The sequence below is a fragment of the Actinomycetospora callitridis genome, from assembly GCF_028737265.1.
Taxonomy (GTDB): Bacteria; Actinomycetota; Actinomycetes; order Mycobacteriales; family Pseudonocardiaceae; genus Actinomycetospora; species Actinomycetospora callitridis.
In genome coordinates this window covers 473075-496095 of sequence record NZ_JAQZAK010000002.1, presented here as the reverse complement: position 1 = coordinate 496095, position 23021 = coordinate 473075, and the positions used below count along the sequence as shown (strand labels likewise).

At 74.8% G+C, this 23021-nt stretch carries 24 protein-coding genes; 12 read left to right on the top strand and 12 right to left on the bottom strand.

Features of this window, described 5'->3' with window-relative positions; all coding sequences use genetic code 11:
* From PH191_RS08280 to PH191_RS08265, 4 genes are read right to left on the bottom strand one after another with little or no spacing between them, the layout of a single operon-like run.
* Positions 1 to 768: an SDR family NAD(P)-dependent oxidoreductase gene (locus tag PH191_RS08280; protein WP_274194141.1), complete on the bottom strand. Its 768-nt coding sequence runs from the start codon at positions 766 to 768 to the stop codon at positions 1 to 3.
* Positions 759 to 2156: a mannitol dehydrogenase family protein gene (locus PH191_RS08275; RefSeq protein WP_274194140.1), complete on the bottom strand. Its 1398-nt coding sequence runs from the start codon at positions 2154 to 2156 to the stop codon at positions 759 to 761. Before PH191_RS08275 ends, PH191_RS08280 begins: the two co-directional genes overlap by 10 nt.
* On the bottom strand, positions 2153 to 3511 hold the full coding sequence (locus tag PH191_RS08270; RefSeq protein ID WP_274194139.1) for an MFS transporter: 1359 nt from the start codon (positions 3509 to 3511) through the stop codon (positions 2153 to 2155). The genes PH191_RS08275 and PH191_RS08270 overlap by 4 nt, the downstream gene beginning before the upstream one ends.
* Positions 3508 to 4542, bottom strand: a complete 1035-nt coding sequence (locus tag PH191_RS08265) for an Ldh family oxidoreductase (protein WP_274194138.1) — start codon at positions 4540 to 4542, stop codon at positions 3508 to 3510. Before PH191_RS08265 ends, PH191_RS08270 begins: the two co-directional genes overlap by 4 nt.
* A gap of 196 nt (positions 4543 to 4738) precedes the next feature.
* Here PH191_RS08265 and PH191_RS08260 point away from each other — a divergent pair, with 196 nt between their 5' ends.
* The 3 genes from PH191_RS08260 to PH191_RS08250 all read left to right on the top strand — a co-directional run bounded on the left by PH191_RS08260 (position 4739) and on the right by PH191_RS08250 (position 5848).
* Positions 4739 to 4981: an FmdB family zinc ribbon protein gene (locus PH191_RS08260; RefSeq protein ID WP_274194137.1), complete on the top strand. Its 243-nt coding sequence runs from the start codon at positions 4739 to 4741 to the stop codon at positions 4979 to 4981.
* A gap of 192 nt (positions 4982 to 5173) precedes the next feature.
* The gene (locus PH191_RS08255) at positions 5174 to 5401 is read left to right on the top strand and encodes a hypothetical protein (protein WP_274194136.1); all 228 of its coding nucleotides are present in this window, start codon (positions 5174 to 5176) and stop codon (positions 5399 to 5401) included.
* Positions 5402 to 5446: 45 nt separating this feature from the next.
* Entirely contained in the window at positions 5447 to 5848 is a 402-nt protein-coding gene (locus tag PH191_RS08250; protein WP_274194135.1) for a 6-pyruvoyl trahydropterin synthase family protein, read from the top strand.
* Positions 5849 to 5861: 13 nt separating this feature from the next.
* On the opposite strand, the gene PH191_RS08245 is transcribed toward PH191_RS08250, so the two are convergent.
* The gene (locus tag PH191_RS08245) at positions 5862 to 6275 is read right to left on the bottom strand and encodes a L,D-transpeptidase (RefSeq protein ID WP_274194134.1); all 414 of its coding nucleotides are present in this window, start codon (positions 6273 to 6275) and stop codon (positions 5862 to 5864) included.
* A gap of 369 nt (positions 6276 to 6644) precedes the next feature.
* Positions 6645 to 7172, bottom strand: coding sequence for a DinB family protein (locus tag PH191_RS08240; RefSeq protein WP_274194133.1), 528 nt, complete (start codon positions 7170 to 7172; stop codon positions 6645 to 6647).
* A gap of 45 nt (positions 7173 to 7217) precedes the next feature.
* On the opposite strand from PH191_RS08240, the gene PH191_RS08235 reads away from it, so the two are divergent.
* From PH191_RS08235 to PH191_RS08220, 4 genes are all read left to right on the top strand, one after another.
* Positions 7218 to 8222, top strand: coding sequence for a glycosyltransferase family 4 protein (locus PH191_RS08235; RefSeq protein ID WP_274194132.1), 1005 nt, complete (start codon positions 7218 to 7220; stop codon positions 8220 to 8222).
* On the top strand, positions 8162 to 9076 hold the full coding sequence (locus PH191_RS08230; protein ID WP_274194131.1) for a class I SAM-dependent methyltransferase: 915 nt from the start codon (positions 8162 to 8164) through the stop codon (positions 9074 to 9076). Before PH191_RS08235 ends, PH191_RS08230 begins: the two co-directional genes overlap by 61 nt.
* A 223-nt stretch (positions 9077 to 9299) precedes the next feature.
* Entirely contained in the window at positions 9300 to 10283 is a 984-nt protein-coding gene (locus PH191_RS08225; protein ID WP_274194130.1) for a lysylphosphatidylglycerol synthase transmembrane domain-containing protein, read from the top strand.
* On the top strand, positions 10232 to 10843 hold the full coding sequence (locus tag PH191_RS08220) for a histidine phosphatase family protein (RefSeq protein ID WP_274194129.1): 612 nt from the start codon (positions 10232 to 10234) through the stop codon (positions 10841 to 10843). Before PH191_RS08225 ends, PH191_RS08220 begins: the two co-directional genes overlap by 52 nt.
* Before the next feature lie 28 nt (positions 10844 to 10871).
* Here the strand turns inward: PH191_RS08220 and PH191_RS08215 are convergent, their stop codons facing one another.
* Positions 10872 to 11033 carry a hypothetical protein gene (locus tag PH191_RS08215; RefSeq protein WP_274194128.1) on the bottom strand — a complete coding sequence of 54 codons (162 nt, stop codon included), beginning with the start codon at positions 11031 to 11033 and terminating at the stop codon, positions 10872 to 10874.
* A 236-nt stretch (positions 11034 to 11269) separates the two neighbouring features.
* Between PH191_RS08215 and PH191_RS08210 the strand changes: the two genes are divergently transcribed.
* Positions 11270 to 11986, top strand: coding sequence for a GNAT family N-acetyltransferase (locus PH191_RS08210; RefSeq protein WP_274194127.1), 717 nt, complete (start codon positions 11270 to 11272; stop codon positions 11984 to 11986).
* 344 nt (positions 11987 to 12330) lie between these two features.
* On the opposite strand, the gene PH191_RS08205 is transcribed toward PH191_RS08210, so the two are convergent.
* Positions 12331 to 12456, bottom strand: a complete 126-nt coding sequence (locus tag PH191_RS08205) for a hypothetical protein (protein ID WP_274194126.1) — start codon at positions 12454 to 12456, stop codon at positions 12331 to 12333.
* Positions 12457 to 12582: 126 nt separating this feature from the next.
* Here PH191_RS08205 and PH191_RS08200 point away from each other — a divergent pair, with 126 nt between their 5' ends.
* The gene (locus PH191_RS08200; protein WP_274194125.1) at positions 12583 to 13896 is read left to right on the top strand and encodes a right-handed parallel beta-helix repeat-containing protein; all 1314 of its coding nucleotides are present in this window, start codon (positions 12583 to 12585) and stop codon (positions 13894 to 13896) included.
* A gap of 32 nt (positions 13897 to 13928) precedes the next feature.
* On the opposite strand, the gene PH191_RS08195 is transcribed toward PH191_RS08200, so the two are convergent.
* Complete coding sequence (locus PH191_RS08195; protein ID WP_274194694.1) at positions 13929 to 15050, bottom strand: glycosyltransferase family 4 protein; 1122 nt, start codon at positions 15048 to 15050, stop codon at positions 13929 to 13931.
* 115 nt (positions 15051 to 15165) lie between these two features.
* Here PH191_RS08195 and PH191_RS08190 point away from each other — a divergent pair, with 115 nt between their 5' ends.
* The 3 genes from PH191_RS08190 to PH191_RS08180 all read left to right on the top strand — a co-directional run bounded on the left by PH191_RS08190 (position 15166) and on the right by PH191_RS08180 (position 19751).
* Complete coding sequence (locus PH191_RS08190) at positions 15166 to 16230, top strand: glycosyltransferase family protein (protein ID WP_274194124.1); 1065 nt, start codon at positions 15166 to 15168, stop codon at positions 16228 to 16230.
* 96 nt (positions 16231 to 16326) lie between these two features.
* Positions 16327 to 17697 (top strand): hypothetical protein, encoded by a 1371-nt coding sequence (locus PH191_RS08185; RefSeq protein ID WP_274194123.1) that lies wholly within the window; start codon positions 16327 to 16329, stop codon positions 17695 to 17697.
* The gene (locus PH191_RS08180) at positions 17694 to 19751 is read left to right on the top strand and encodes a tyrosine-protein kinase domain-containing protein (protein WP_274194122.1); all 2058 of its coding nucleotides are present in this window, start codon (positions 17694 to 17696) and stop codon (positions 19749 to 19751) included. Before PH191_RS08185 ends, PH191_RS08180 begins: the two co-directional genes overlap by 4 nt.
* Before the next feature lie 42 nt (positions 19752 to 19793).
* On the opposite strand, the gene gmd is transcribed toward PH191_RS08180, so the two are convergent.
* From gmd to PH191_RS08165, 3 genes are read right to left on the bottom strand one after another with little or no spacing between them, the layout of a single operon-like run.
* Positions 19794 to 20771: a GDP-mannose 4,6-dehydratase gene (gmd, locus tag PH191_RS08175; RefSeq protein WP_274194121.1), complete on the bottom strand. Its 978-nt coding sequence runs from the start codon at positions 20769 to 20771 to the stop codon at positions 19794 to 19796.
* Positions 20768 to 21745: a GDP-L-fucose synthase family protein gene (locus PH191_RS08170; protein WP_274194120.1), complete on the bottom strand. Its 978-nt coding sequence runs from the start codon at positions 21743 to 21745 to the stop codon at positions 20768 to 20770. Before PH191_RS08170 ends, gmd begins: the two co-directional genes overlap by 4 nt.
* Positions 21742 to 23019 carry a glycosyltransferase family 4 protein gene (locus tag PH191_RS08165; protein WP_274194119.1) on the bottom strand — a complete coding sequence of 426 codons (1278 nt, stop codon included), beginning with the start codon at positions 23017 to 23019 and terminating at the stop codon, positions 21742 to 21744. Before PH191_RS08165 ends, PH191_RS08170 begins: the two co-directional genes overlap by 4 nt.
* Between the last annotated feature and the right edge of the window lie 2 nt (positions 23020 to 23021).

Below are 23021 nucleotides of genomic sequence, written 5' to 3'. Positions count from 1 at the left end.
TCAGGACGTCAGCCACCGGCCGGCGTCGACGACGACGTCCTCCCCGGTGACGAGGTCCATGTGCAGGAGGCCGACGACGGCCTGGGCGACGTGCTCGGGCCCGACGGTCCGCCCCAGCGGCGCCTGGGCACGCTCGGCGGCGGCGAGCTCGGCGAAGCGTTCCTCGCCGTGCAGGCCCGTCTGCCACCGCGTCGCGACCGTGCCCGGCGAGACCGCGTTGACGCGGACCTCGGGGGCGAGCGCGCGCGCCAGCCCGCGTGTGAGCTGCAGCAGCGCCGCCTTGCTGACGCCGTAGACGATCGAGGAGCCGCCCGCCCGGTAGGCCGAGACCGAGGCGATGTTGACCACCGCGCCGCCGGCCTCGCGCAGGGCCGGCCCGAGCGCCCGGGCGCAGCGGAACGCGCCCACCAGGTTCACGTCGAGCACGTCGTGCCAGATGTCGTCGGTGGCGCCCTCGAGGTCGTCGAAGGAGACCGGCACGGTGGTCCCGGCGTTGTTGACCAGCACGTCGACCCGCCCGTGCGAGGCCAGCACGTGCTCGGCCGCGGCGCGGACGGCCGCGTCGTCGGCGACGTCGAGCGCGAGGGCCTCCGAGCCGTCGGCACCGAGCTCCCGCAGCCGGGCGACGGTGGCGCGGGCGTCGTCGACCGAGCGCGTGTACCCCACGACCACGGCGGCGGCCCCTGCGCGCGCCAGGGCCTCGGCGATCGCCGCCCCGATGCCCGTGCCGCCGCCGGTGACGACGGCGACCGTGCCGGTCAGGTCCATGACGTGTCCTCTCGCGGGGTGCCGTCGGTGACGAGCCGGTCGTGGGCCTCGGTGACGAGCGCGAGGAACGCGCGGTCGTGGCCGAGCTCGGCCGGGACGAGGTCCTCGAGGCCGAGGACCGCGCGCACCGGGTCGTCGGTGGTGGCGGCCGCGACCAGACGCCGGGCGTGCGGGTCGCGGGGGAGGTCGGTCGCGTGCCGGAGGGCGTACACCCAGGCGCCCAGCACGGCGCCGATGCCCGTCGGCGCACGGCCCGCCCGCCGCAGTTCGAGGGCCGGGGCCAGCAGCCGCGGACCGATCTTGAGCGAGGTGTCGGCGGCGATCTGGGCCAGCGGATGGGCGAGGGCCGGGTCGGCGAAGCGGGCGAGCGAGCTCCGGGCCGTCGCGACCGGGTCCAGGCGGGGGACGGCGGGCACGGTGGGGACGAGCTCCTCGTCCAGCAGGGCGGTGACGGCGGCGGCGAGCTCGTCGTCGGCCATCGCCCCGGCCACCGTGGTGTGGCCCCGCAGCCCGCCGAGCAGGGCGAGCGCGGTGTGCGGGGCGTTGACCAGCCGGAGCTTGGCCCGGGCCCACGGCGCGGCGTCGGGCACGAGCAGCGCGCCGGCCCGCTCCCACGCCGGCCGGGGCGCCACGAGGTCGTCGGTGATCACCCACTGCCGGTGGGTCTCGGTGACCACGGACGCCTCGTCGGCCCACCCGAGGTGCTCGCGCACCCGCGCGCGGGCCCGCTCGTCCGGCGCCGGCACGATGCGGTCCACGACGGTCGTGGGGAAGCGGACGTGCTCGGCGACCCAGTCCGCGAGCGCCCCGCGTCCGGTGCGGGCGCAGAACTCCGCGACGAGCCCGGCGAGCAGCGGGCCGCCGTCGTCGACGTTGTCGCACACGAGCACCGACAGGCCCGGCGCCCCCGCCGCGGCGCGGTCGCCGAGACCGGCGACGAGGAGGCCGACCGCGGTGCGGTGCGGGTCGCCCGCCAGGTCCGCCTGCAGGTCCGGGTCGTGCGCGCGCAGTCGCCGCGTGACGGGGTCGTGGTGGTACCCCGCCTCGGTGACGGTCACGGTCACCACCGTGACCTCGGGGTCGGCGAGCCGCGCCCGCACCGCCGCCGGTTCCTCGGCGGCGACGTGGGCCTCGCGGACCGCGCCGACGACCCGGCCCCGCGCGGTCCCGCCGCCCAGCTCGAGCAGCCCGTAGCGCCCGTCGCGGGCCCGCAGCGCGCGGGCCACGGCGGGCGAGGAGTGCGCGACCGCGGCGATACCCCACCGCTCGCCGGCGGGCTCGCCCGCGTGCGCGTCCTCGGTGAACACCGCGGTGTGCGCCCGGAAGAACGCCCCGGCGCCCAGGTGGAGCATGCGGACGCGGGCCGGGCGCACCCCGTCGTCGGTCACCTCTCCCGGGCCGGGGCCGGGCCGGGATCGCCCATGGCGCGGTCCTTGCCCTCCGGCGCGGCCAGGAACGCCACCAGCGAGATCGCGCAGAGCACCACCATGAACACCGCGACCCATCCGGCGCCGCCCTCCGGGGTGAGCAGGGCCGTCGCGACCAGCGGGGTGAACCCGGCGAGCGCCGCGCCGACCTCGCGGGACGTGGCGAAGCCGCTGTAGCGCACCCGGGCGCCGAAGAGCTCGCTGTAGAACGCGGGCTGCACGGCGATCATCGGCGCCACCCCGAACGCGGTGGCCACGACCAGGGCGAGCACCACCAGGAGCGGCTCGCGGGTCTCCAGCAGCAGGAAGAACGGATAGATGAACGCCGCGAGGAACACCACGGAGAAGACGTTGAGCGGTTTGCGCCCGATCCGGTCGGACAGCGCCCCGCACACGGGCTGCAGCACGATCACCACGAGTCCGAACACGATCACGCCGGTGAGCACCGTCGAGCGGGGGATGTCCAGCCGCGAGGTGGCGTAGGAGACGGTGAACGTCGCGAAGAGGTAGATCGCGGCGGTGTCGGCGATGTGCGCCCCGATGCCGATGAGCATGTTGCGCGGGTAGTCGCGCAGCGCCTCGAGCACGGGCATGCGGACCACCTGACGGCGCTCGAGCATCGCCCGGAACGTCGGCGACTCCTCGACCCGCAGGCGCACGTAGAGCGAGACGGCGATGAGCAGGAAGCTCAGCAGGAACGGCACCCGCCAGCCCCACGACAGCAGATCCTCCTGCGGCAGCAGCGCGACGAGCAGGAACGACACGGTGCCCAGCACGAGGCCGACCTGCACGCCGGTCTGGGCGTACGAGGTGTAGTAGCCGCGGCGCTCGGGCGGGGCGTGCTCGGCGAGCAGCGTGGACGCGCCGCCGAACTCGGCGCCCGCGCCGAGGCCCTGCAGGATCCGCAGCAGCACGAGCAGGACCGGTGCGGCGGCCCCGATCGTCTCGTAGGTGGGCAGCAGGCCGATCACGCCGGTGGACACACCCATGATCAGGGTGGTGAGGATGAGGGTCTCGCGCCGCCCGATCCGGTCGCCGATGTGCCCGAAGACGATCCCGCCGAGCGGGCGGAAGACGAAGCCGACGCCGAAGGTCGCGAACGCCGTCAGGGTGCCCACCACGGGGTCGCTCTGGGGGAAGAACAGCACGTTGAACACCAGCGCGGCGGCCGTGCCGTAGATGAAGAAGTCGTACCACTCGAGCGCGGTGCCGACGAGGGCGCCGAACACGACCCGGCGCAGCGCGGGGCCCCGGGTGGCGGCCTCTGGTGCGTCGGGCGTGGTGTCGGGGTGGGACTCGGGCTGGGACGTGGTCATCGCTGCTCTCCTGCGGTGTGCGGGACGAGATCGTTCAGCGCCGTCCAGGTGCCGGCGGGCACGTCGACGCCGTGGGCCAGGTGGTGGCGCCGGGCCGCCTCCTCGGGCTCGCCGGAGAGCAGGACGCCGTCCGACCCGGGCGCCGGCGGTGTCGCGTGCAGCTCCTCGCGCAGCGCCTCGACCTGCTCGGTGAACCGGGCGAGGGGGGTGAAGCGCGTGACGTCGTGGGCGACGAGCACCGTGCCGTTGGTGCCGTCGTAGCCGGGCAGCGACGCCGCGCCGGCCCCGGTCAGCAGCCCGCCGACCACGTCGATCATCAGGCTGAGCGCATAGCCCTTGTGGCCGCCGAAGGGCAGCAGGGCGCCGCCGTCGTAGAAGTCCTGCGGGTCGGTGCTCGGCGCTCCCGCGGCGTCGACCAGCACGTCGGGCGGGACCTGCTCGCCGCGGGCGCGGGCGACGGCGAGCTTGCCCTCGGCCGACGCCGAGGTGGCCCAGTCGAGCACGAGTGGCGGGGCGCCGTCGCCGGCCGGGGCCGCCCAGGCCATCGGGTTGGTGCCCAGCCGACGCCCCCGCCCGCCGAACGGGGCGACGGTGGCGTCGGCGTGGCAGAAGGCCGAGGCGACCAGGCCGCGCCGGGCGAGGTCTTCCACGTACTCCCCGAGCCGGCCCACGTGGTTGCACCGCCGGATCGCGACGATCGCCGTGCCGTGCTCGGCGGCCCGCTCCGCAGCGACGTCGACCGCGCGCCGGGCGGCGGGCTGGCCGAAGCCGTAGTGCCCGTCGACGACGGCGGTGGCGCCGTCCGCGGTCTCCACGCTCGCCCGGGCGTCGGCGACGATCTGGCCGCTGCGGACGAAGGCGGCATAGGGCTCGAGTCGGCGCACACCGTGGGAGCCGTGTCCGGCGAGGTCGGCGCCCACGAGCGATCCGGCGACCACCGCCGCGAGGTCGGCGGGCGTCCCGAGGCCCTCGAGCACCCGTGACGCGAATCGTTCGAGCTCCGCCGCGCCGACGCGGACCACCTCGTCCACGGCACCTCCATGTTTCGTCTCATGGAACAGCGTTTCGCCTCACGCAGAGGATAGAGGCAGGATTCGGACGAGGGGAAGAGTCGGCGGGCACGGGCCCGGTGGCAGCGAGATGGCAGCGAGGTCGCAGCGAGGTCGCAGCGAACGCGCTGTTCGCTGCTTCTATGCGCGCGAACTCCCCGTTCGTAGGCTGCGCACCATGCCGCGCTACGAGTTCCGCTGCCGAACCTGCGCGTCGACGTTCGAGGTCGACCGGCCGATGAGCGCGGCGAGCGACCCGGCGCCCTGCCCCACCGGTCACGACGACACGGTGAAGCTGCTGAACACCGTCGGCCTCGGCGGCAAGGCCCGGACGGCCCAGCCGACCGGGACGCCGCGGGCCATGGCCTCGCCCCCCGGCGGTGGTGGCGGCGGCTGCTGCGGCGGGGGTTGCTGCAGCTAGTCGTCCCCGGCTCGGCGCGAGTGACGCGTCGACGACTGTGCGTCGAGCCCTGTCACCGATTCGGCCCAACCCCGGTCCGCTTGACGACACGGACGTTGCCTACAGTCACGTGGCCAGGTTCTCTGTGTCGGTGAGCACCAGGCAGGGCGGCCTCATCGCTACCCTCCGTCGTTCCGTCCTCGGGAGACCGTCATGTCCGTGACCACCTCGTCGGCGCCCGCCACGGGCCGCGTCCCCCGGCCGGTGCGCGTGATCTCCCGGATCCCGGACGCGCCGGTGCCCGAGGTCCGCTCCCTGCCGGTCGCCGCGCCGTCGTCGCCCGACGCCTCCTGGCGCGCACGCCTGCTCGGCGACCTCTGGCTCTTCCTCACCGTGCTCGCCGTGGGCCTGACCGTCGCGGTGGTCGCCGCGCTGATCTGAGCGGGCTGATTCGATGGGGCGCGTACCCGTCGACGAGGAGTCCGCATGTTCGCCGTCACCGTCCGCGACCACATCATGATCGCCCACAGCTTCACCGGGGCGGTGTTCGGACCGGCGCAGGCGCTGCACGGCGCGACGTTCGTCGTCGACGCGACGTTCCGGCGGCCCGAGCTCGACGCCGACAACATCGTCGTCGACATCGGCCGGGCCACCGAGGAGCTGCACACGGCCCTCGCCGACCTGACCTACCGCAACCTCGACGAGCACCCCGACTTCGCGGGCGTCAACACGACCACCGAGTACCTCGCCAAGGTCATCGCCGAGCGCCTCGCCGCCCGGGCACGCGACGGGAGCCTGGGCGACGGCGGCCGGAGCCTCGCGGGCATCACCGTGACGCTGCACGAGTCGCACGTGGCGTCGGCAGGCTACGAGCTGACGCTCTCGTAGGCGCGTCGGCGACTCAGCTCCGGATCTGCACCTCGTCGCCGATGTCGAGAGCCGCGAACACCGCGCGGGCGTCCTCGACCTCGAGGTGGATGCACCCGTGCGACGTGCCGGCCGTGTCGCCGCTGTGGAACGCCCGGCCCTCGTCGTCGAAGAAGATCGAGTACGGCATCGGCGCGTCCCGGTTCTCCTGGCTGACGTGGTGGCGCTCCTTGCGCTGCACCGTCGTCGTCCCGGTGGGCGTCGGGTCCTCGGGCGAACCGGACGTGATCGCCATGGCGTCGCCGGTCGCGACGCCGTCGTCGGCGAGCCACGCCGTGCGCTCGCTGAGGTCGACGCAGACGTCGGCCGTGTCGGTGCAGGGGACGGCGTCGCCCTGACCCACGGCGGCCGGGGCGGGAGCGGCCAGCGCGAGGGGTGAGGCTCCCACGGCGCTGACGGCGGCCAGTCCGATCGGTGCGAGGACCGCTCGCGCGGTGCGGGCACGGTCGGACGTCCGGCGGTGCCGGGCCATCGGGGACTCCAAGTCGTCGGGGTCGACGGTCGGCCGTGGTGGATCGGCGGGGACCGTCTCACGACGGTGTCCCGGGCGATGGTCATGGGGGAGCCCACGGCGTCGGTCACCTCCCGGGTAACCCGCACCAGGACGGTCGACGCATCCTCCGGCGCGCTTTCCGCCCACTCGATCGGGGGACGGACGCGCGTTCACGCCCGGCTCACCCCGCCGCCGGGTCCCCCGCACTGAGGTGGGGCTGCGCCCCATGTGAGCACTTCCGGGTGCTCCAGCACCCGAAAGTGCTCACATGCGCGGAGCGCACCCCGCGATGTCGGCGACGTGGTGGACGCCCTCGTGGGCGGCCTGGCGCAGCAGCCACCGGGCGGTCCGCTCCTCGTGGGGCAGCCGGGTGACGGTCCGGTCCCAGTCGGCAGCGCCGTAGCGCGCGACCTCGTCGAGCAGTCCGGGCGTCACGAGGTCGAGCTCGTCGAGCACCGCCGCGACGTCGTGGCGGTCGTAGCGGAAGCGGCGCACGCGCAGGTCGTTGTAGACCGGCTCCAGGGCCGGCCGGTCCTCGGTACGCGCCCGGTGCAGCCGGATCGTGAAGGCCATCGCCACGTCGCGCAGGTGACAGACGTACTCGGCGACCGACCACACGTCCTCGCGCGGCCGGCCGTGACGGCGCTCCGTCGGGATGGCCGCCACCGCCGCCCGCACGCGGCCCGGCACCGACGCGGCGACCGACGCCGCCTCCTCGACCGAGACGTCGGCGAAGCGCCAGCCGCAGGGCGCGCACACGTGGTCCTCGGCGGCGAGGGGCGGAAGGCTCACGTCCCGCACCGTAGGCATGCTGGGGCGGTGCGTGCGGTGACCTTCGTGAGACCGGTCGCGGACCCCGCCCTCGTCAGCGGCGGGGACGTCTACGACGCGCGGGTCATCGAGGGGCTGCGGACCGACGGCGTGGCCGTGCGCGACGCCCAGGTCGCGGGCACCTGGCCGCGACCGGACGACGCGGCGCGCCGGGAGCTCGACGCGGTGCTCGCCGACGGCGTCGGCCCGGTGCTGCTCGACGGGCTGGTGGCGTGCGGGGTGCCGGAGATCGTCGTCCCGCACACCGCTCGCCGTCCGCTCGCCGTGCTCGTGCACCTACCCCTCGGCGAGGAGGCGCCCGACCTCGACGCCGGCGAGGGCGCGGTGCTGCGCGTCGCCGGGGCCGTGCTCGCGACGAGTCCCTGGGCGGCGCGGCGGCTCCACGAGCGGCACGGCGTCGACGGGGTCGTCGTCGCCGTCCCCGGCGTCGATCCCGCCCCGCTCGCCACCGGGACCGACGGCGTCCACCGCCTGCTCTGCCTCGGCGCCGTCACGCCCACCAAGGGGCAGGACCTGCTCGTCGAGGCGCTGGCCGCGCTGCCGCAGCACCCGTGGACCCTCGACCTCGTCGGCCCCACCCGGCGCGCCCCCGCCTTCGTCGCCGACCTGCGTGCCAGCATCGCCCGGCACGGACTGGGCGACCGGATCCGTCACCTCGGACCCCTGAGGGGCGTTGCACTGGACAGGACATGGGACGCCACCGATCTCCTCGTCGCGCCCTCGCGGGTGGAGACGTACGGGATGGTGGTGACGGAGGCGCTCGCGCGGGGCATCCCCGTGATGGCGAGCGACGCCGGCGGGCTGCCCGAGACCCTCAACGGGGCCGGAATCTTAGTTTCTGCTGAGGATGTTCCCGCACTCGTCGCAGGACTAGACCGCTGGTTCGCCGATGAGGTGCATCGCAATGGGCGACGGATCTCAGCGAGATCTCGGCATTGCACTCTTTCGACGTGGACGCAGACCTCGCGACGGGTGCAGCAGGTGCTGGCGGACCTGCGCGCCCCGAGCTGAGCGGGGAGCTCCCCAGCCCCCGCCACCCCGCCCCGGGCCACTCCCGGCCCGGCGCCCCCGCGGCGCCCGACTGGCTCGCCCTGCGCGAGCCCGCCGACGCCGAGGCCCGCGCGATCGACCTCGTCGAGGACCTCCGCGCCGGTCACCCCGCGGTCGGGCGGATCCTCGACCTCGGTTCCGGCACGGGGTCGATGGCGCGCTGGCTCGCGCCCCGCCTGCCCGGCCCGCAGCACTGGGTGCTCGCCGACCGCGACCCCGACCTGCTCGAACACGCCGCCGCGAACCTCCCCGACCGGGCCCGCGACGGCTCGCCCGTGACCGCCGAGACCCGCACGGTCGACGTCACCACGCTCACCGCCGACGACCTCGCCGGCATCGACCTCGTCACCGCGTCGGCCCTGCTCGACGTGCTCACCGCCGAGGAGGTCGAGGCCGTCGCCGCCGCGTGCGTCGGCGCCGGCTGCGCCGCGCTGCTGACGCTCAGCGTCGTCGGCCAGGTCCGCCTCGAGCCCGCGGAGGCGCGCGACGTCCCCATGGCCGCGGCCTTCGACGCCCACCAGCAGCGGGTCGTCGACGGACGCCGGCTGCTCGGCCCCTCCGCCCCGGACGTCGCGGAGCGGGCGTTCGCCCGTCGCGGCGCCCACGTCGTCTCCCGGGTCAGCCCCTGGCAGCTCGGGCTCGACGACGTCGACCTCGTCGTCGCCTGGCTGCACGGCTGGGTGTCGGCGGCCGTCGCGCAGGACCCCGACCTCGCGCGGCACGCCGACGCCTACCTCGACCGACGCCTCGACGCGGCCGAGCAGGGCCGGCTGCGCGTCCACGTCGGCCACCTCGACCTGCTGGCCCTCCCCTGACCCGACCGCCCTGACCCCACCGCCCGACCCCCGCACGACCCCGGACCACCCGCTCCCCAGCTCCCCACTGGACTGATTCGACGTGCCGCTCCCCGCGCCCGTGACCTGCTCGACCCCACCCCCGACCGTCGACGTCCCCGCTCCCCGTACCAGTCCCGAAGCCGTCCCGTCTCTTTCCCCGAACGTGCTCCCGGCGCGTCGCCGCATGCCTAACCTCGGCACGGTGATCCGGCTCGTCGTCGGCCTCGGCCTTCCCGTCCTGCTCGTCGTGCGCCTGGGTGCCGGCGGCGTGGTCGAGGCGCTCGCCGGGATCTCCGGGCCGGTGGTCGCCGCCGCGCTCCTGCTCGGCGCGCTCACCACCGTCGCCGGCGCCGCCCGCTGGTGCGTCGTCGCCCGCGGCGTCGGGCTGACGCTGCCGCTGGGCGAGGCCACCGCCGACGCGTACCGCGCGACGCTGCTCAACTCGCTGCTGCCCGCCGGCGTGCTCGGCGACGTGCACCGCGCCGTGCGCCACCACCGTCCCGGCGACGGGCGCGGCGCGCGGGCCGTGGTGATCGAGCGTGTCGCGGGCCAGGTCGTGGTCGTCGCCGTCGGCGCCGCCGTGCTGTTCGCGCAGCCCGCCGTGGTGCACGCCGTCGTCGGCCCCGGGCTCGGCTTCGTCGCGGCCGGCGTCGTCCTCCTCGTCGCCGGCGTGGTCGGCTGGCTCTGGACCGCCCGCCGCGCGGCGCGGTGGCGCCTCGGGCTCGCCACGGCGATGCGCGACGTCCGCGAGGGCCTCGGCCGGTGGCGCACCGCGCCCGCCGTCGTCCTGCTGTCGCTGGTGGCGCTCGCCGGGCTGCTCGCGCTGTTCGTCGTCGCCGCCCGCACCGCCGGGGTCACCGCACCCCTGGGTCAGCTGCTCCCGCTCGTCACCGTGGCGCTCCTGGCGATGTCGGTGCCCCTCACGGTCGGCGGCTGGGGGCCGCGGGAGGCGGTGGCGGCCGTCGCCTTCGCGGCCGTCGGCCTCGCCCCGGGTCAGGGGCTCGCGACGGCCGTCGTCTACGGCGTCCTCGCCCTGATCTCCTGCGCCCCGGGCGCCCTGGTGCTGCTCGCGGACGCTGCTCGTCGCCCGAATGCGCGGCGGATGCCCGCTCCGGCGGCACTACCGTGGCGTAGGTGCTCACCCTCGTCCGCCATGGTCAGAGTGAGGCCAACGCCCGCGGGCTGATGTGCGGCCGGGCCGACCCGCCGCTCACCGAGACCGGACGGCGGCAGGCCCGCGCCCTCGCCGCGGGGCTCCCGCGGCCCACGCGGCTGGTGACCAGCCCGCTCGTCCGGGCCCGCGAGACCGCGGCGCTCCTCGGGGCCGAGGTGCCCGTCGAGGTCGACACGCGGTGGACCGAGATGGACTACGGCGAGCTCGACGGCCAGCCCATGACGGCCCTCGACGGCGACGCCTGGCACGCCTGGCGCTCCGATCCGGAGTACGTGCCGGCGGGCGGCGAGTCGCTCGTGGCGGTGCGGGACCGCGTGGCCGCCGCGTGCGTCGACCTCGCGGCCGAGGCGGCGGAGGGCGAGGTGGTGGTGGTCAGCCACGTCTCGCCGATCAAGGCGGCGATCAGCTGGGCTCTCGGGGTCGGCATCGAGATCGCGTGGCGGATGTTCCTCGTCGACGCCGCCGTGTGCCGCATCGACACCAGCGGACCGGTGCCGCTGCTGCTCGCCGTCAACGACGCCGGTCCCCTCCACGCGGGGACGGAGCACGCGGGCAGGGTGCTGCCGGCCTGACGGTCCGGTCGGGGCGGGTCCGGGGGCGTCAGCCCCGCGAGTGCCGACCCCGCACCGTGATCGGGACCAGGGTCGTCGCGGCGTTGCGCAGGCGACCGAGGTAGTCGGCGGCGCTCAGGGCGACCGGGCGGATCAGCACGACGGGGTCGCCGGTGCCGCCGCCGGTGTGCGGAGCCGAGTGCTTGGACATGGGACCCCCCGAGGGTGCTGAGCCGGCTCCCCGCCGGCGCTCGACCCATTCTCGTCTGATCGACACGGATCGTTAGCTCGATCACGTCAACCCGCGAAATCTTTCGCCTGATCGGGTGACATCAGGGGCCGGGAGGCGAACCCTCCGTTGAGGTACGCGTCTCACCCCGGGTGGTGGTCGCTCGATGGAGAGCGATCGGCGACCATGGCCGATTCCCCAACGGTGAGGACTTCGCTGTGCAGGACAACTCGAGCGCCGGCACGACGCTCACGCGCTACGCCCGGTTCGCCAGGACGACGCTGGAGTCGGGGACCTTCGTCCCGACGATGCGCTCCGTCGGCAAGCGGGCGTACTCGACGTCGCACTCCTACGGGCTCAAGCGGGACCTGGCGGTCCCCCACGAGACCCCGGTCGCGAAGATTCCGATCTCGGTGCGCGCCATGCGCGACGACGACGTCGAGCACATCCTCGACACGCACGCCGAGGTCGACTCCGCCGAGCGCTGGGAGCGGCAGACCCGCGGTCGCCTCCTCGAGGAGGGGATCGGGAGCCCGTACGTCGCGGTCAACGCCGACGACGAGCCCTGCTACGTCCAGTGGCTGTTCTCCGCCGAGGACAACGACGACGTGCAGTCGTTCTTCCACGGCATCTTCCCGGTGCTGGGTCCGGACGAGGCGCTGCTCGAGGGTGCGTTCACGCCGGTGCGCCACCAGGGCAAGCGCATCATGAGCGCGGGCATGTCGATGATCGCGGAGAAGGCCGCCGACCTCGGTGCGCGCTACGTCGTCACCTTCGTCGGCGTCGACAACGTCGCGAGCCTCAAGGGCTGCGAGCGGGCGGGCTTCCTGCCCTACGTCGACCGGTACGAGAGGAGGCTCGCCGGCCGGCGGCGCATGGAGTTCAAGGAGATGGACGCGGCCGGCGTCGAGCGGGCGCGGGTGCTCAAGCCCTAGCGACCGGTTCGGTGGTCGACGTCCCGGCGCCCCTGCGGGGCGCCGGGACGCTCAGCTCGTCATACCGGGGGACGGCTCGCGGCCGGGTCTCCCGCCAGGCCCGCACCGTCTGTTGGTCGAGCGTGCCGTGTCGCGCCATGGCGACCACGGGCGCGAGCGCCCATCCCAGTGCCGCTCCGACCAGGATCCCGGCGGCCACCGCCGTTCCCCGTCCGCGCTTCGCCATCGTCGGCACTCCCCCCGGAGACCTCGCACACCACGTGCTGTGAGCATCGTGGCGGAGGGCGTCGCCCCGCGGGGCGGACGAGACCGAACCGTGAGGCCCGGACGGCGACCGAGCGTCGTCAGCGCTGCGCGGCCCAGGTCCGCTCGTCGACGGTGCCGTGGACGGCCATGCTCGCCCAGGGGGCGATCAGCCACGCCGCCGCACCGGCCGTCGCGCCGGCCACCGCCGTCAGGATCATCGTCATCGCAGGCAACCCCCGTCGTCCTCGAACGTCTCGCTGCTCTGTCGGCGGGCCGGGGGAGGTCGTTACGCGCCGCGCGGGGGAATGCGGACGACCCACACGGCCGGGTCTCGTCGGCATACTGGTGCCGTGATCGACTCGGGCCGGGCGTGGTCGCGCCGCGGTGCCCTCCGGCTCGCCGCCGCCACCGGGTTGGTGGCCGCGGCCGCCCCCGCGGCCTGTGCGGGCGCCGCCGCCCCACCCGTCCCCGGCATCCCGGGCGATGTCCCGACGCCGTCGGGGGCCCCGTTGCGGCAGGGGTCGGTCGTCGACGTCCGGGCCCTCGGCGCTCGGGGCGACGGACGCGCAGACGACGCCGCGGCCTTCCGGGCGGCGCTGCAGCAGGCGGGCGCCGGGCCGAGCACGGTCGCGGTGCCGGCCGGGACCTACCGGCTCGTCCTCGGCGAGCCCCTGCGCGTGCCGCCCGGCGTGGTCGTCGCGGGGGAGCCGGGCCGGTCGTTCCTGCGGCCGGAGCCGGGGCCGGGCCTGCGCGACGCCCTCGTCGGGCTGCTCGTCGACGCACCGGGGGTGACGCTCGACGGGCTCGTCCTCGAGCGCCTCGTCGACGTCGACACCGTGCTCGTGCGCCTCGGCCGGGCCGACGGGTTCCGGCTCTCGCGCTCGGCACTCATCGGGCACACCGACGCCCTGACGACGTTCGCCCACGGCCTGCAGCTCGGCACGGCCGACGGGACGAGCGCCGACCTCGCGATCACCGACACCGCCGTCGCGACCACGACCTACGGGCTCTACCAGGCGAACCAGTCGCGGGCGGTGACCCAGCGGACGGTGGTCCGGGGCAGCACGTTCGTGCGCAACGCCAACACCGACCTCGAGTTCAACAGCCCCCTCGGCTCGTTCCGCGACGTGCGTGTGGAGGGCTGCACCTTCCGCGACAACGACTCCCCGGGCTTCGCGGTCGGCATCGCCTACTGCGCCGACGTCGTGGTGCGCGGCTGCACGGTGGAGCGCTACCGGATGGAGGCCGTGCACGTCGAGGACTTCTCCACCGACGTGCTCGTCGAGGACAACACGTTCACGGCCTGCGGGCTCCAGGAGTTCGCCCACGTGCAGATCATCGCCGGCGCCCGCCGCGTGACCGTCCGCGCCAACCGGCACGACGCGACGATGAACACGCAGCCGATCCCGCTGGTCGGGGCGCTGCCGGGCGGCGAGGGCCTGACCGCGGGCGGGCGGCCGCTGGACCCGCCGACCGAGGTCGTGGTCGCGGACAACGTGATGCGGTGCGGCGCCGGGATCCGTGCCGTGGCGTTCGACGGCGTGCCCGCCGGCGCGATCACCGGCAACCGCGTCGACGGACCGGACGTCGACGACACCTTCGCCCTCCGCGGCACCGGCACCGTCGTCGTGGCCGGCAACGTCCTCAACGGCGTCGCCACGTGAGTGTTCCGGGTCGCTCCGGCGACCCGAGACACTCACGTGCGCGCAGCGCCTCCTGAGGCGATCTTGGCGGCGGTGAGGACGTCGTCGGCCGAGCGCTCGGGGGAGGCGGAGTCGGCGGGCACGTCCGCCGCCCACCCGGTCCACGCCCGGCGGGAGCCCTCGAGCCCGTGGGCCAGGCCGTCGACGTCCGGCGGCACGATCCAGGCGCCGTCGACGTCGCGGAGGTTCTCGGCGATCCCGGCCTTGTCGGACACGACCACCTGCAGCCCGGCGACGCGCGCCTCGAGCGGCGTGAAGCCGTAGACCTCCTCGAGCGAGGGCAGGACGAGGGTCTGTGTGGTCGCGAGGATCGCCACCACGCCGTCCTCGTCGAGGAAGCCGCGGAAGCGCACGCGGTCGGCGACGCCCAGGTCCCGGGCCGACTGCTGCAGGGCCGGGAGCTCGGCCCCGTCGCCGACGACGTCGAGCTCCGGGCGGCCGTCGAGCCGGGCGAACGCCTCGATCAGCGCGCCGACGTTCTTCCGCGCGATGAGCTGGCCGACGTAGACGTAGCGGTGCGCCTCGGCGCCGGGTCCCGTGGTCTCGCCGGCCTGTGCGCGCAACTCGCGCGTGCGTCCGCCGAACAGGCCGAGGTCGACCGAGTTCACCGACTCGACGATGCGCTCCGGGGCGACGCCGGACGCGATCGAGGCCTCGCGAGCGGCGGGGCCGGGGACGACCACCGCACCGGCGTGCGTGAACAGCCACCGCCGCAGGCGGTCGACGGGCCCGCTCGAGAAGCGGCGGCTGGTGAGCGTGCTCTCGGAGAAGATCACGTAGGGCACGCCGCGGCGGACCGCGCGCAGCATCGTCCAGGCGCTGGCCAGCTGGGCCCATGTCGGGATGACGATCACGTCGGCGTCGAGCACGGGGTGCGTGGCGCCGGGCCGCAGGATCGCCTGGTACGAGTCGAGGCTCGCCAGGGGACCCTTCCGGGGGATCTGCCAGCAGGGCACGAGGGCCGAGGCGTACCCGGGGTGGGGTCGGTAGCGGAAGTGCCGTTCCGGCTCCTCCGTGAAGAGGACGTGCACCGTGAGGTCGCTGCGCCGTGCGAGCTCGGTGAACAGCGGTTCACGGTAGGGAGCCTGCGCGTCGGTGAGCCACGCGATCTCCATCAACACCTCGCCTCATCCTTAAGCTGCCTGCGACGGTAACGCTGCGCGGCAGGCGTAGCTAGAATGGAGCAACGTGCATCACTCTGGGGCTACGGCCGTCGTCGAACTGGAGCCCTTGGGTCACCGTCTGCACTATGTCCGGTGGATCCTCGATGCTCTTCCCCCGGCCGAGCGCCTGCTGCTCGTCTCGTCGTCCGTCGCGGGCGCCCCGGAGTTCGCCGAGTACCTCGGAGGCGCCGGCGCCGAGACGGTCGTGCTCGACGCCGAGGACCACGGCGCCGCCATCGCCGAGGCCCTCGACACCGCGACCGCCCGGGGGGCCGACCACCTCGTCGTGCCCGACGGCGACAAGGCGGTGCGCCCGCTGCTGCGCGCGCTCGTGCGCGGCTCGCTCGGTCGGTCGCGCCCGCGCCGTCCTCGCGTCACGGTCCTGCTGATGCGCACCGCGCTGCCCGGCGGGCCCGAGGCGGCGACGGTCGGGATGGCGCTCAAGCCGGCCCTGGTCGCGGCGTTGCGCCGGCTGCCCGGGGTGCGGGTGCACTTCCTCACCGACGCCTTCGGCGTCGTCACCCGGCGGCCCGGCTTCCCCGGCGTGACCCCCGTCCGCGATCCCGTCGCGCCGCCGTCCGAACCCATCGATCCGCCGAGGACCGGTGACCGCGTGCGCGTCGGCATCATCGGGGTGATCAGCGCGCGCAAGAACGTGCCGGTGCTCCTGCGTGCGTGCGTCACGCGCCCGGAGGTCGACGTCGTCCTCGCCGGACGCTGCGAGCCCGACGTGCGCGACGCCCTCGCCACCGATCCGGCCGCGGCGCGGCTGCGCGCCGAGGGCCGGCTGGCCGTCGACGACCGTCTCCTCGACGACGCCGAGTTCGACGCCGCGCTGCGCTCGCTGGACGTCGCCGCCGTCCTGCACGACAACGACGCCCCGAGCGGCATCGTCGCCGAGTCCTGCGCCCGGGGCGTCCCGGTGCTCGGGCCCGATCGGGGATGGATCGCGACGGTCCTGGACGCCACCGGCTGCGGAGTGAAGGCCCGTGTCGACGACCCGGCCGACGTCGCCGACGCCCTCGACCGCCTGCTCGCCGAGCGTGACCACTACGTGGCCGCTGCCCGCAAGGCCGGGGCCGACCTCGGCACGGAGGACTTCGTCGGTGTGCTACTCGGCGACCGAGAGTGAGATCCGCAACCCGCTCGATCACGACGTTGACCCGATCGATACCCTCCTGGCTACGCTGAACGGACGAGCGGGCCTCGACGAGCCAGGGAGACGAGGATGACGGCGCGGACGCGGACCCTGTGGGGCTCGCTGACCGCGCCGACCCTCCCCGCGCCGGTGCCCGCCGGGCTGGTCCTGCTGACGCTCCCGCTGCTCCGTCCCGGGGTGTTCGGCGAGAGCACGGCACTGGTGGGCTGCGCCCTGGCCGTCCTCGCCGCGGTCGCCGCGCTGCTGCGCCGCGAGCGGGTGCCCTCGCGGCCGGTGCCGGCGGTCCCGCTGCTGGTCGGCGTGCTCGCCCTCGCCTACCTGTGGATGGTCGGCCACGGCGCCGCGGCGTTCGCCCCGGACCGCGTGCGTGACCTCTTCCAGGACTTCGTGCTGACGATCGGCTCGCTGGTGGCGTTCGCCGTCGTGCTGGCCGACCCGCGCACGCGGCGTGCGGTGGCGCGCGGCTTCGTCATCGTCGTCGTCCTCGTGTGCGCCTCGTGGGTGGTCACCGCGCTGGTCTGGGCGGTCGCCGGCCTGGGCTCCGGCCAGATCACGTCCGTGCCCGTCGGCGCGGTCGGGCCGCAACCGGTGTACTTCCCGTTCACGATCAGCTACTCGACCTCGGAGGTCTTCGGGATCGACGTGCCTCGGCTGACGGGGTTCGGTCGTGAGTCGGGCTGGTTGGCCATGTCCTGTGCCGCGACGTGGTTCCTCACCGACGCCGTCGGCTACCGGGCACGCTGGGTCAAGGTGCTCCTCCTCGCGGGGCTCGCCGGCACGCTGTCCACCGCCGGGTTCGGCGTCTTCGTCGTGGTGCTCGCCCTCGACGTGTTCCTGCGTCCGCGCGGCGGCGTCGCCCTGAGCGGCTTCCTGCGCCAGATCGGCGGGCTGGGCGCGATCGCGGGCGCCGCCTGGGTGGCGCTCTACGCGCCCGTGCTCGGGCTGAGCGCGAAGCAGACGTCGAACGAGACCTCGCTCGCGGAGCGCCAGGACGCCACCGACGCCGGGATCCGCGCGCTGACCGAGTCGCCGCTGGGCGGGCTGGGCAGCGAGAAGCAGGCCGGCATCAACCTCGTCTCCGACGTCGCCGTCAACGGCCTCCCGTTCGTCGTCCTGGTGTCGCTGGCGGTCCTCGTCCCCGCGTTCATCGCCCCCGGCCGTGGTGCGCAGCCCGTCGGCCGGGCGGTGCCCGTCGCCCTCGTCGTCTTCCTGACGCTCCTGCTCTCCCAGCCCGCGGCCGCGTCGACCTGGGCGTTCGCGCTCGTCGCCCTCGCTTGTGCGGCCGAGGGCCTCACCGCCGCCGAACGCGCCGAGCCCGGTGCGCCCGCCCTCGCCCGATGGCACCGCTGGTGGGCCGGTCGTCCGGCACCGACGGGCCCTGAACCTGCATCCACCATCCCGCCCGAACCCGTGGCGGCCCTCGGAGGAGACCGACCATGAGCGCCCGCGAGTACTGGACCGTCCTGCGCGAGGACCGGAAGCTCATCGCCGGTGTGCTGGTGCTGTGCCTGCTCGGCGCGGTGCTGCTCGACCTCCTCCTGCCCCGGACCTACACGTCGTCCGCCGTGTTCTACGTGGCGTCGGCGCAGCAGGAGTCGTCGTCCACGGACGCCTACTCGGGCGCCCAGCTCTCCACCGAGCGCGTGAAGTCCTACACCGAGCTGCTGCAGGGGCAGCGGGTCGCGATCGACGCGTCCGCGCTGCTCGGCGGCAGCCCGGCCCCCGACGAGATCCAGGGCGCGATCAGCGCGAGCTCGGTCACCGAGACCGTGGTGCTGTCCCTCGACGTCACCGAGCGCTCGCCCGACCAGGCCCGGCTCGTGGCCGGCGCGGTGGCCACGGCGTTCACGCGGCTGGTCGGCGCCATCGAGTCGACCGGGGGAGCGGTGAACCGGCCGATCGCCACGGCCGAGGTGATCCTCCCGCCCACCACGCCCGACGAGCCGTCCGGCCCGCGGACGACGATCCTCTTCGCGGTCGCGCTGCTCGTGGGCCTCGTCGTCGGCATCGGCGTGGCGCTGGCGCGTCGAGCGCTGCGGGACGCCATCGACTCCTCGGAGACGCTCAGCGAGCGGCTCGGCGCGCCCGTGCTCGGCACCGTCCCCGCCCTCCGCCGCCCCCCGAAGCACCCCGCGCTGCTCTCCGAGCCGTCGGTCGGCGCCGGTGGCCGCCGCGCCCGCCGCCAGCGTGCCCGCGCCGAGTCCTACCGGCGGACCCGCGCGAGCCTGCGCTCGGTGGCCGGCGAGCGCCGCTGCCTCGTGCTCACCGGCACCGGGTCCGACCAGGGCACCTCGACGACGGCCGTCGACCTCGCCGTGGCGTTCGCCGCGTCCGGCGACTCGGTGGTGGTCGTCGACGCCGACCTGCGCAGCCCGTCGCTCGCCACCACGCTGTCCCTCGACGGGCAGGTGGGGCTCCGCGAGGTCCTCGAGCAGCGCCTCGAGCCCGCGGCGGCGATCCAGCGCTGGTCGCGGGGTGGCTTCGACGTCGTCACCGCCGGCTCACCCGGGTCGCGTCCCAGCGAGCTCGTCGTGGGCCCGCGCCTGGTGTCGCTGCTGCAGACGCTGCGCGAGCGCTACGACCACGTGCTCGTCGACACCCCGCCGGTCACCGACGCGGCGGACGCCGTCGACATCGCCCGTCACGCCGACGGCGTGGTGCTCGTCTGCCGCCGCGGGAGCACGCGGCCCGACGACATCGACGTGGCGGCCTCCGCGCTCGGTCTCGCCGGCGCCGTCGTGCTCGGAGCGGTCCTGACCTGGGCCGTCGACGTCCGCGACGCCCCCGGCGGCCGCCGCCCCGTGCTGGCCCTGCCCGCCGGGCCGCCGAGCACGCCGGCTCCGGCGGCGGAGCCCGCCCCGGTGGTCGAGGAGACGACGCCCGAGCCGGAGCCGACGCCCGAGACCGGGCCCACGTCGGACCCCGCCCCGAAGCCCAGGCGGCCGCGCCGGACCACCGCGATCGCCTCCGATGCCGAGGGTGCGCCCTCCGCGTCGAAGCGTCCCTCCCGCGCCCGCTCGACCACCAGTCGGACCCGCACCACCGCGTCGACCACCGCGTCGAGCACCGGCGAGGCCGCGACGGGCGACGCGGCGCAGACCGACCACCCGACGGTCCGCGTGCGCAGCCGCAAGACGCCCGCGGAGTCCGCCGCCGACGGCACCACGACGGCCAAGAAGACGCCCGCCAAGCGCACCACGGCGAAGCGCATCACCGCCGCCCCGGATCCGACCCCGGACGCCGACGGGACGACCGGCGAGAACGCCGACGACCCGTCCACGACCGAGCCCCCGGCTCCGCGCCCCCGCCGCCGCGCCACGCGGGCCACGACCACGGCCGGCCCTGTCGAGGACAGCACGACCACGGGGGGCGAGGTCGCCGCCGCGGGCGCATCGGCCGGCAGCACGGCCGGCGGCAACGGTCACACCACGGCGGTGCCGTCGACGAACGGTCACACCCCGTCGGGATCGAACGGGTCCGGGTCGGGGAGCTGACCCCTCGCAGGGACGACCTGCCCCGTCCCGGAGCTCAGCCCGTCACGACCCGAGGGCGGCCGTCTCGGCGTCGGTCATGAGGTGGGCGAGTTGTTCGGGCATGGTCTGGGCTTTCCAGCCGAGCTCGGTCTGGGCCTTGGAGGCATCCCCGATGAGGGCGTCGACCTCGGTGGGCCGCAGGTAGGTCTCGTCGAACTTGACGTGCTTCTCCCAGTCGAGCCCGACCCGCTCGAAGCAGTACTGGGTGAACTCGCGGACGGTGGTGGCGGTGCCGGTGGCCAGGACGTAGTCCGCCGGCTCCGGGGCTTGCAGCATGCGCCACATGCCCTCGACGTACTCCTCGGCGTAGCCCCAGTCGCGGACGGCGTCCAGATTGCCGAGATACACGTTCTCCTCGACCCCCGCGGCGATCCGGGCCGCGGCGCGCGCAATCTTGCGGGTCACGAACGTCTCCCCACGCCGCGGGGACTCGTGGTTGAACAGGATCCCGTTCACGGCGAACAGGCCGTGGGCCTCGCGATAGTTCCGCGCCATCCAGTAGCCGTAGACCTTCGCCGCCCCGTACGGGCTGCGCGGGTAGAACGGGGTGTCCTCGTTCTGCGGCGGCGGGGTCGCCCCGAACATCTCCGACGACGACGCCTGGTAATACCTCGTGTCGACCCCCACCATCCGGATCGCCTCGAGCAACCTGGTCGTGCCGACCCCGGTGGTGTTGCCGGTGTACTCCGGCTCGTCGAACGACACCCGCACATGCGACTGCGCCGCCAGGTGGTACACCTCGTCGGGACGGATCTTCTCGATCAACGTCACCAACCGCGACGAGTCGGTCAGGTCCCCGTAGTGCAGCACCAGCCGCTGATCGCGCTCATGCGGATCCTGGTACAAGTGATCGATCCGGCCGGTGTTGAACGTCGAGGAGCGACGGATGATCCCGTGCACCTGATAACCCTTCGAGATCAACAACTCGGTCAGGTACGACCCGTCCTGCCCCGTGATCCCCGTGATCAACGCACGCTTCACCGCTGCGCCCCCTGCTGGTCGAGGAACCACTGATAGGTCGAGGCCAGGCCCTCGGCGAGCCCGATGGTCGGCTTCCAGCCCAGCGACAGCAGGCGCGAGACGTCGAGCAGCTTGCGCGGCGTGCCGTCGGGGCGGGAGGTGTCGTAGACGATGTCGCCGGTGAAGGCGACGGTGTCGGCGACGAGCGACGCGAGGTCGGCGATCGGGACGTCCTCGCCGACGCCGACGTTGATGGGCGACGGGTCGTCGTAGTGCTCGAGCAGGTGCAGGCACGCGGCGGCGAGGTCGTCGGTGTGGAGGAACTCGCGGCGCGGCGTTCCCGTGCCCCAGACGGTCACGGTCGGCGCCCCGGACACGCGGGCCTCGTGGAACTTGCGCATGAGCGCGGGCAGCACGTGCGACTTCTCGAGGTCGAAGTTGTCGCCCGGCCCGTAGAGGTTCGTGGGCATCGCGGAGATCCACGACCGGCCGTACTCGCGGCGGTAGGACTGCACGCCCATGATCCCGGCGATCTTCGCGATCGCGTAGGCGTCGTTGGTGGGCTCGAGCGCGCCGGTGAGCAGCGAGTCCTCGCGGATCGGCTGGTCGGCGAACTTCGGGTAGATGCACGACGAGCCGAGCAGCAGCAGGCGGCCGACGCCCACGCGGTGCGCGGCGTCGAGCAGGTTGGCCTGGATGCGCAGGTTGTCGTGGAGGAACTCGACGGGCTCGGCCGCGTTCGCCGCGATCCCCCCGACGCGTGCGGCGGCGTCGACCACGACGGCGGGCCGCGTCTCGTCGAGGAAGCGGGCGGTGGCGTCGGCGTCGCGCAGGTCGACCCGCGCCGAGCGCACCCCGACGACGTCGGTGAAGCCCGCGGCGCGCAGGTGGCGCGCGACGGCGGAGCCGACGAGCCCCGACGAGCCGGCGACGAACACGCGCGCGTCGCGCGGTAGGGGCCGGCCGATGTCCCAGTCGGCGAGCGGGTCGGTCATGTCGGTTCCCCCTGGTGCGTCCGGGAGGCGGCGAGGCCCTCCACCCAGCGCTGGTAGTCACGGTGTGCGGCGGCGGCGCCGAGGTGCTCCTCTGCGTAGACGCGACCGGCCGTCGCCAGGGCGTCGATGCGCGCGGGGTCCCCGGCGAGACCGTGCACGGCGTCGAGCAGATCCTGCGGGCTCCCGGGGTCGACGCGGACACCGCCCCCCGATCGGCGGATTTCCGCCGACGCGGCACTGCGCTCCCACGATGCCGCGACGACCGGGCGCCCTGCGGTGAAGTAGGACGTGAGCTTGCTCGGCACCGACATCTCCGCGACGGTCGGGGCCTCGTTGACCAGGAGGACGTCGGCGGCCGCGAGCGCGTCGGAGAAGTGGTCGCCGGGCAGCGGATCGCGGAACTGCAGGCGCCCCACGCCTGCGCCCTGCTGTTCGAGGGCGGCACGCTGGTTGCCGTCCCCGAGGAGGACGAACCGGACGGGCGCACCGCGCTCGTCCGCGAGTCGGGCGGTGTCCACGACGTTCTCGAGGCCCTGCTTGAGCCCCATGTTGCCGGCGTGCAGGACGATCACCTCGTCGTCACGCCACCCGAGCGCCCGACGGGTCGCGGCGCGTTCACCGGACCCGGCTGCCACGTGCGCCCAGTTGCGGATCGTCGTCACCCGGTCCCGGTCGACGCCGAGGCTTGCGAGACCGTCGCGGAACTGCTCGTGCACCACCGCGACACCGTCCGCCTGGCGGAGCAGCCAGCCCTCGAGCTTTGCGGCGGCGCGGCCCGCGCCGGCGGAGGCGATGCCGGTCTCGCTGACCGCGCGGCTGTACAGGTCCTGGGTGACGACGCCCAGCGCGGTCCGGCCACGGCGACGCCACCGCAGCCCGGCGAGCACGGTGAGCAGGACGGGACTCACGGCGACGACCACGTCGGGACGCCGCGCGCCCTGGCGCCCGACGGTCGCCGCGTGCGCGGTGAACGTGGCGTCCATGGCAGCACGGCGCGCGGCGCTGGGGACGCGGGGGACGGGGTGGCGCACCCGCGTCACGGGCACGCCCCCGTCGGCGTCCTGGAAGCGGAGGCCGGAGTACCCGTCATGGACCTCCCACTGCGGGTAGTGGGGGTAACCGGTGACCACGCGGACGCGATGTCCGGCCTCGGCGAGAGCAGCCACCATCCCGGCCGTGTAGGGGGCGTTGCCGGTCTGCTCGGGTGGGTAGTGCATGCCCAGGACCAGCACGTCCAGCCGGCTCGGGTCGTCGCGGCGCGACCGCTGCGTCATCA

Coding starts and splice junctions, on each gene's coding strand:
- PH191_RS08280 (WP_274194141.1), bottom strand. CDS start 768: ATGGACCTGACCGGCACGGTCGCCGTCGTCACCGGCGGCGGCACGGGC.
- PH191_RS08270 (WP_274194139.1), bottom strand. CDS start 3,511: ATGACCACGTCCCAGCCCGAGTCCCACCCCGACACCACGCCCGACGCA.
- PH191_RS08260 (WP_274194137.1), top strand. CDS start 4,739: ATGCCGCGCTACGAGTTCCGCTGCCGAACCTGCGCGTCGACGTTCGAG.
- PH191_RS08255 (WP_274194136.1), top strand. CDS start 5,174: ATGTCCGTGACCACCTCGTCGGCGCCCGCCACGGGCCGCGTCCCCCGG.
- PH191_RS08250 (WP_274194135.1), top strand. CDS start 5,447: ATGTTCGCCGTCACCGTCCGCGACCACATCATGATCGCCCACAGCTTC.
- PH191_RS08215 (WP_274194128.1), bottom strand. CDS start 11,033: ATGTCCAAGCACTCGGCTCCGCACACCGGCGGCGGCACCGGCGACCCC.
- PH191_RS08205 (WP_274194126.1), bottom strand. CDS start 12,456: ATGACGATGATCCTGACGGCGGTGGCCGGCGCGACGGCCGGTGCGGCG.
- PH191_RS08195 (WP_274194694.1), bottom strand. CDS start 15,050: ATGGAGATCGCGTGGCTCACCGACGCGCAGGCTCCCTACCGTGAACCG.
- PH191_RS08185 (WP_274194123.1), top strand. CDS start 16,327: ATGACGGCGCGGACGCGGACCCTGTGGGGCTCGCTGACCGCGCCGACC.
- PH191_RS08180 (WP_274194122.1), top strand. CDS start 17,694: ATGAGCGCCCGCGAGTACTGGACCGTCCTGCGCGAGGACCGGAAGCTC.
- PH191_RS08170 (WP_274194120.1), bottom strand. CDS start 21,745: ATGACCGACCCGCTCGCCGACTGGGACATCGGCCGGCCCCTACCGCGC.
- PH191_RS08165 (WP_274194119.1), bottom strand. CDS start 23,019: ATGACGCAGCGGTCGCGCCGCGACGACCCGAGCCGGCTGGACGTGCTG.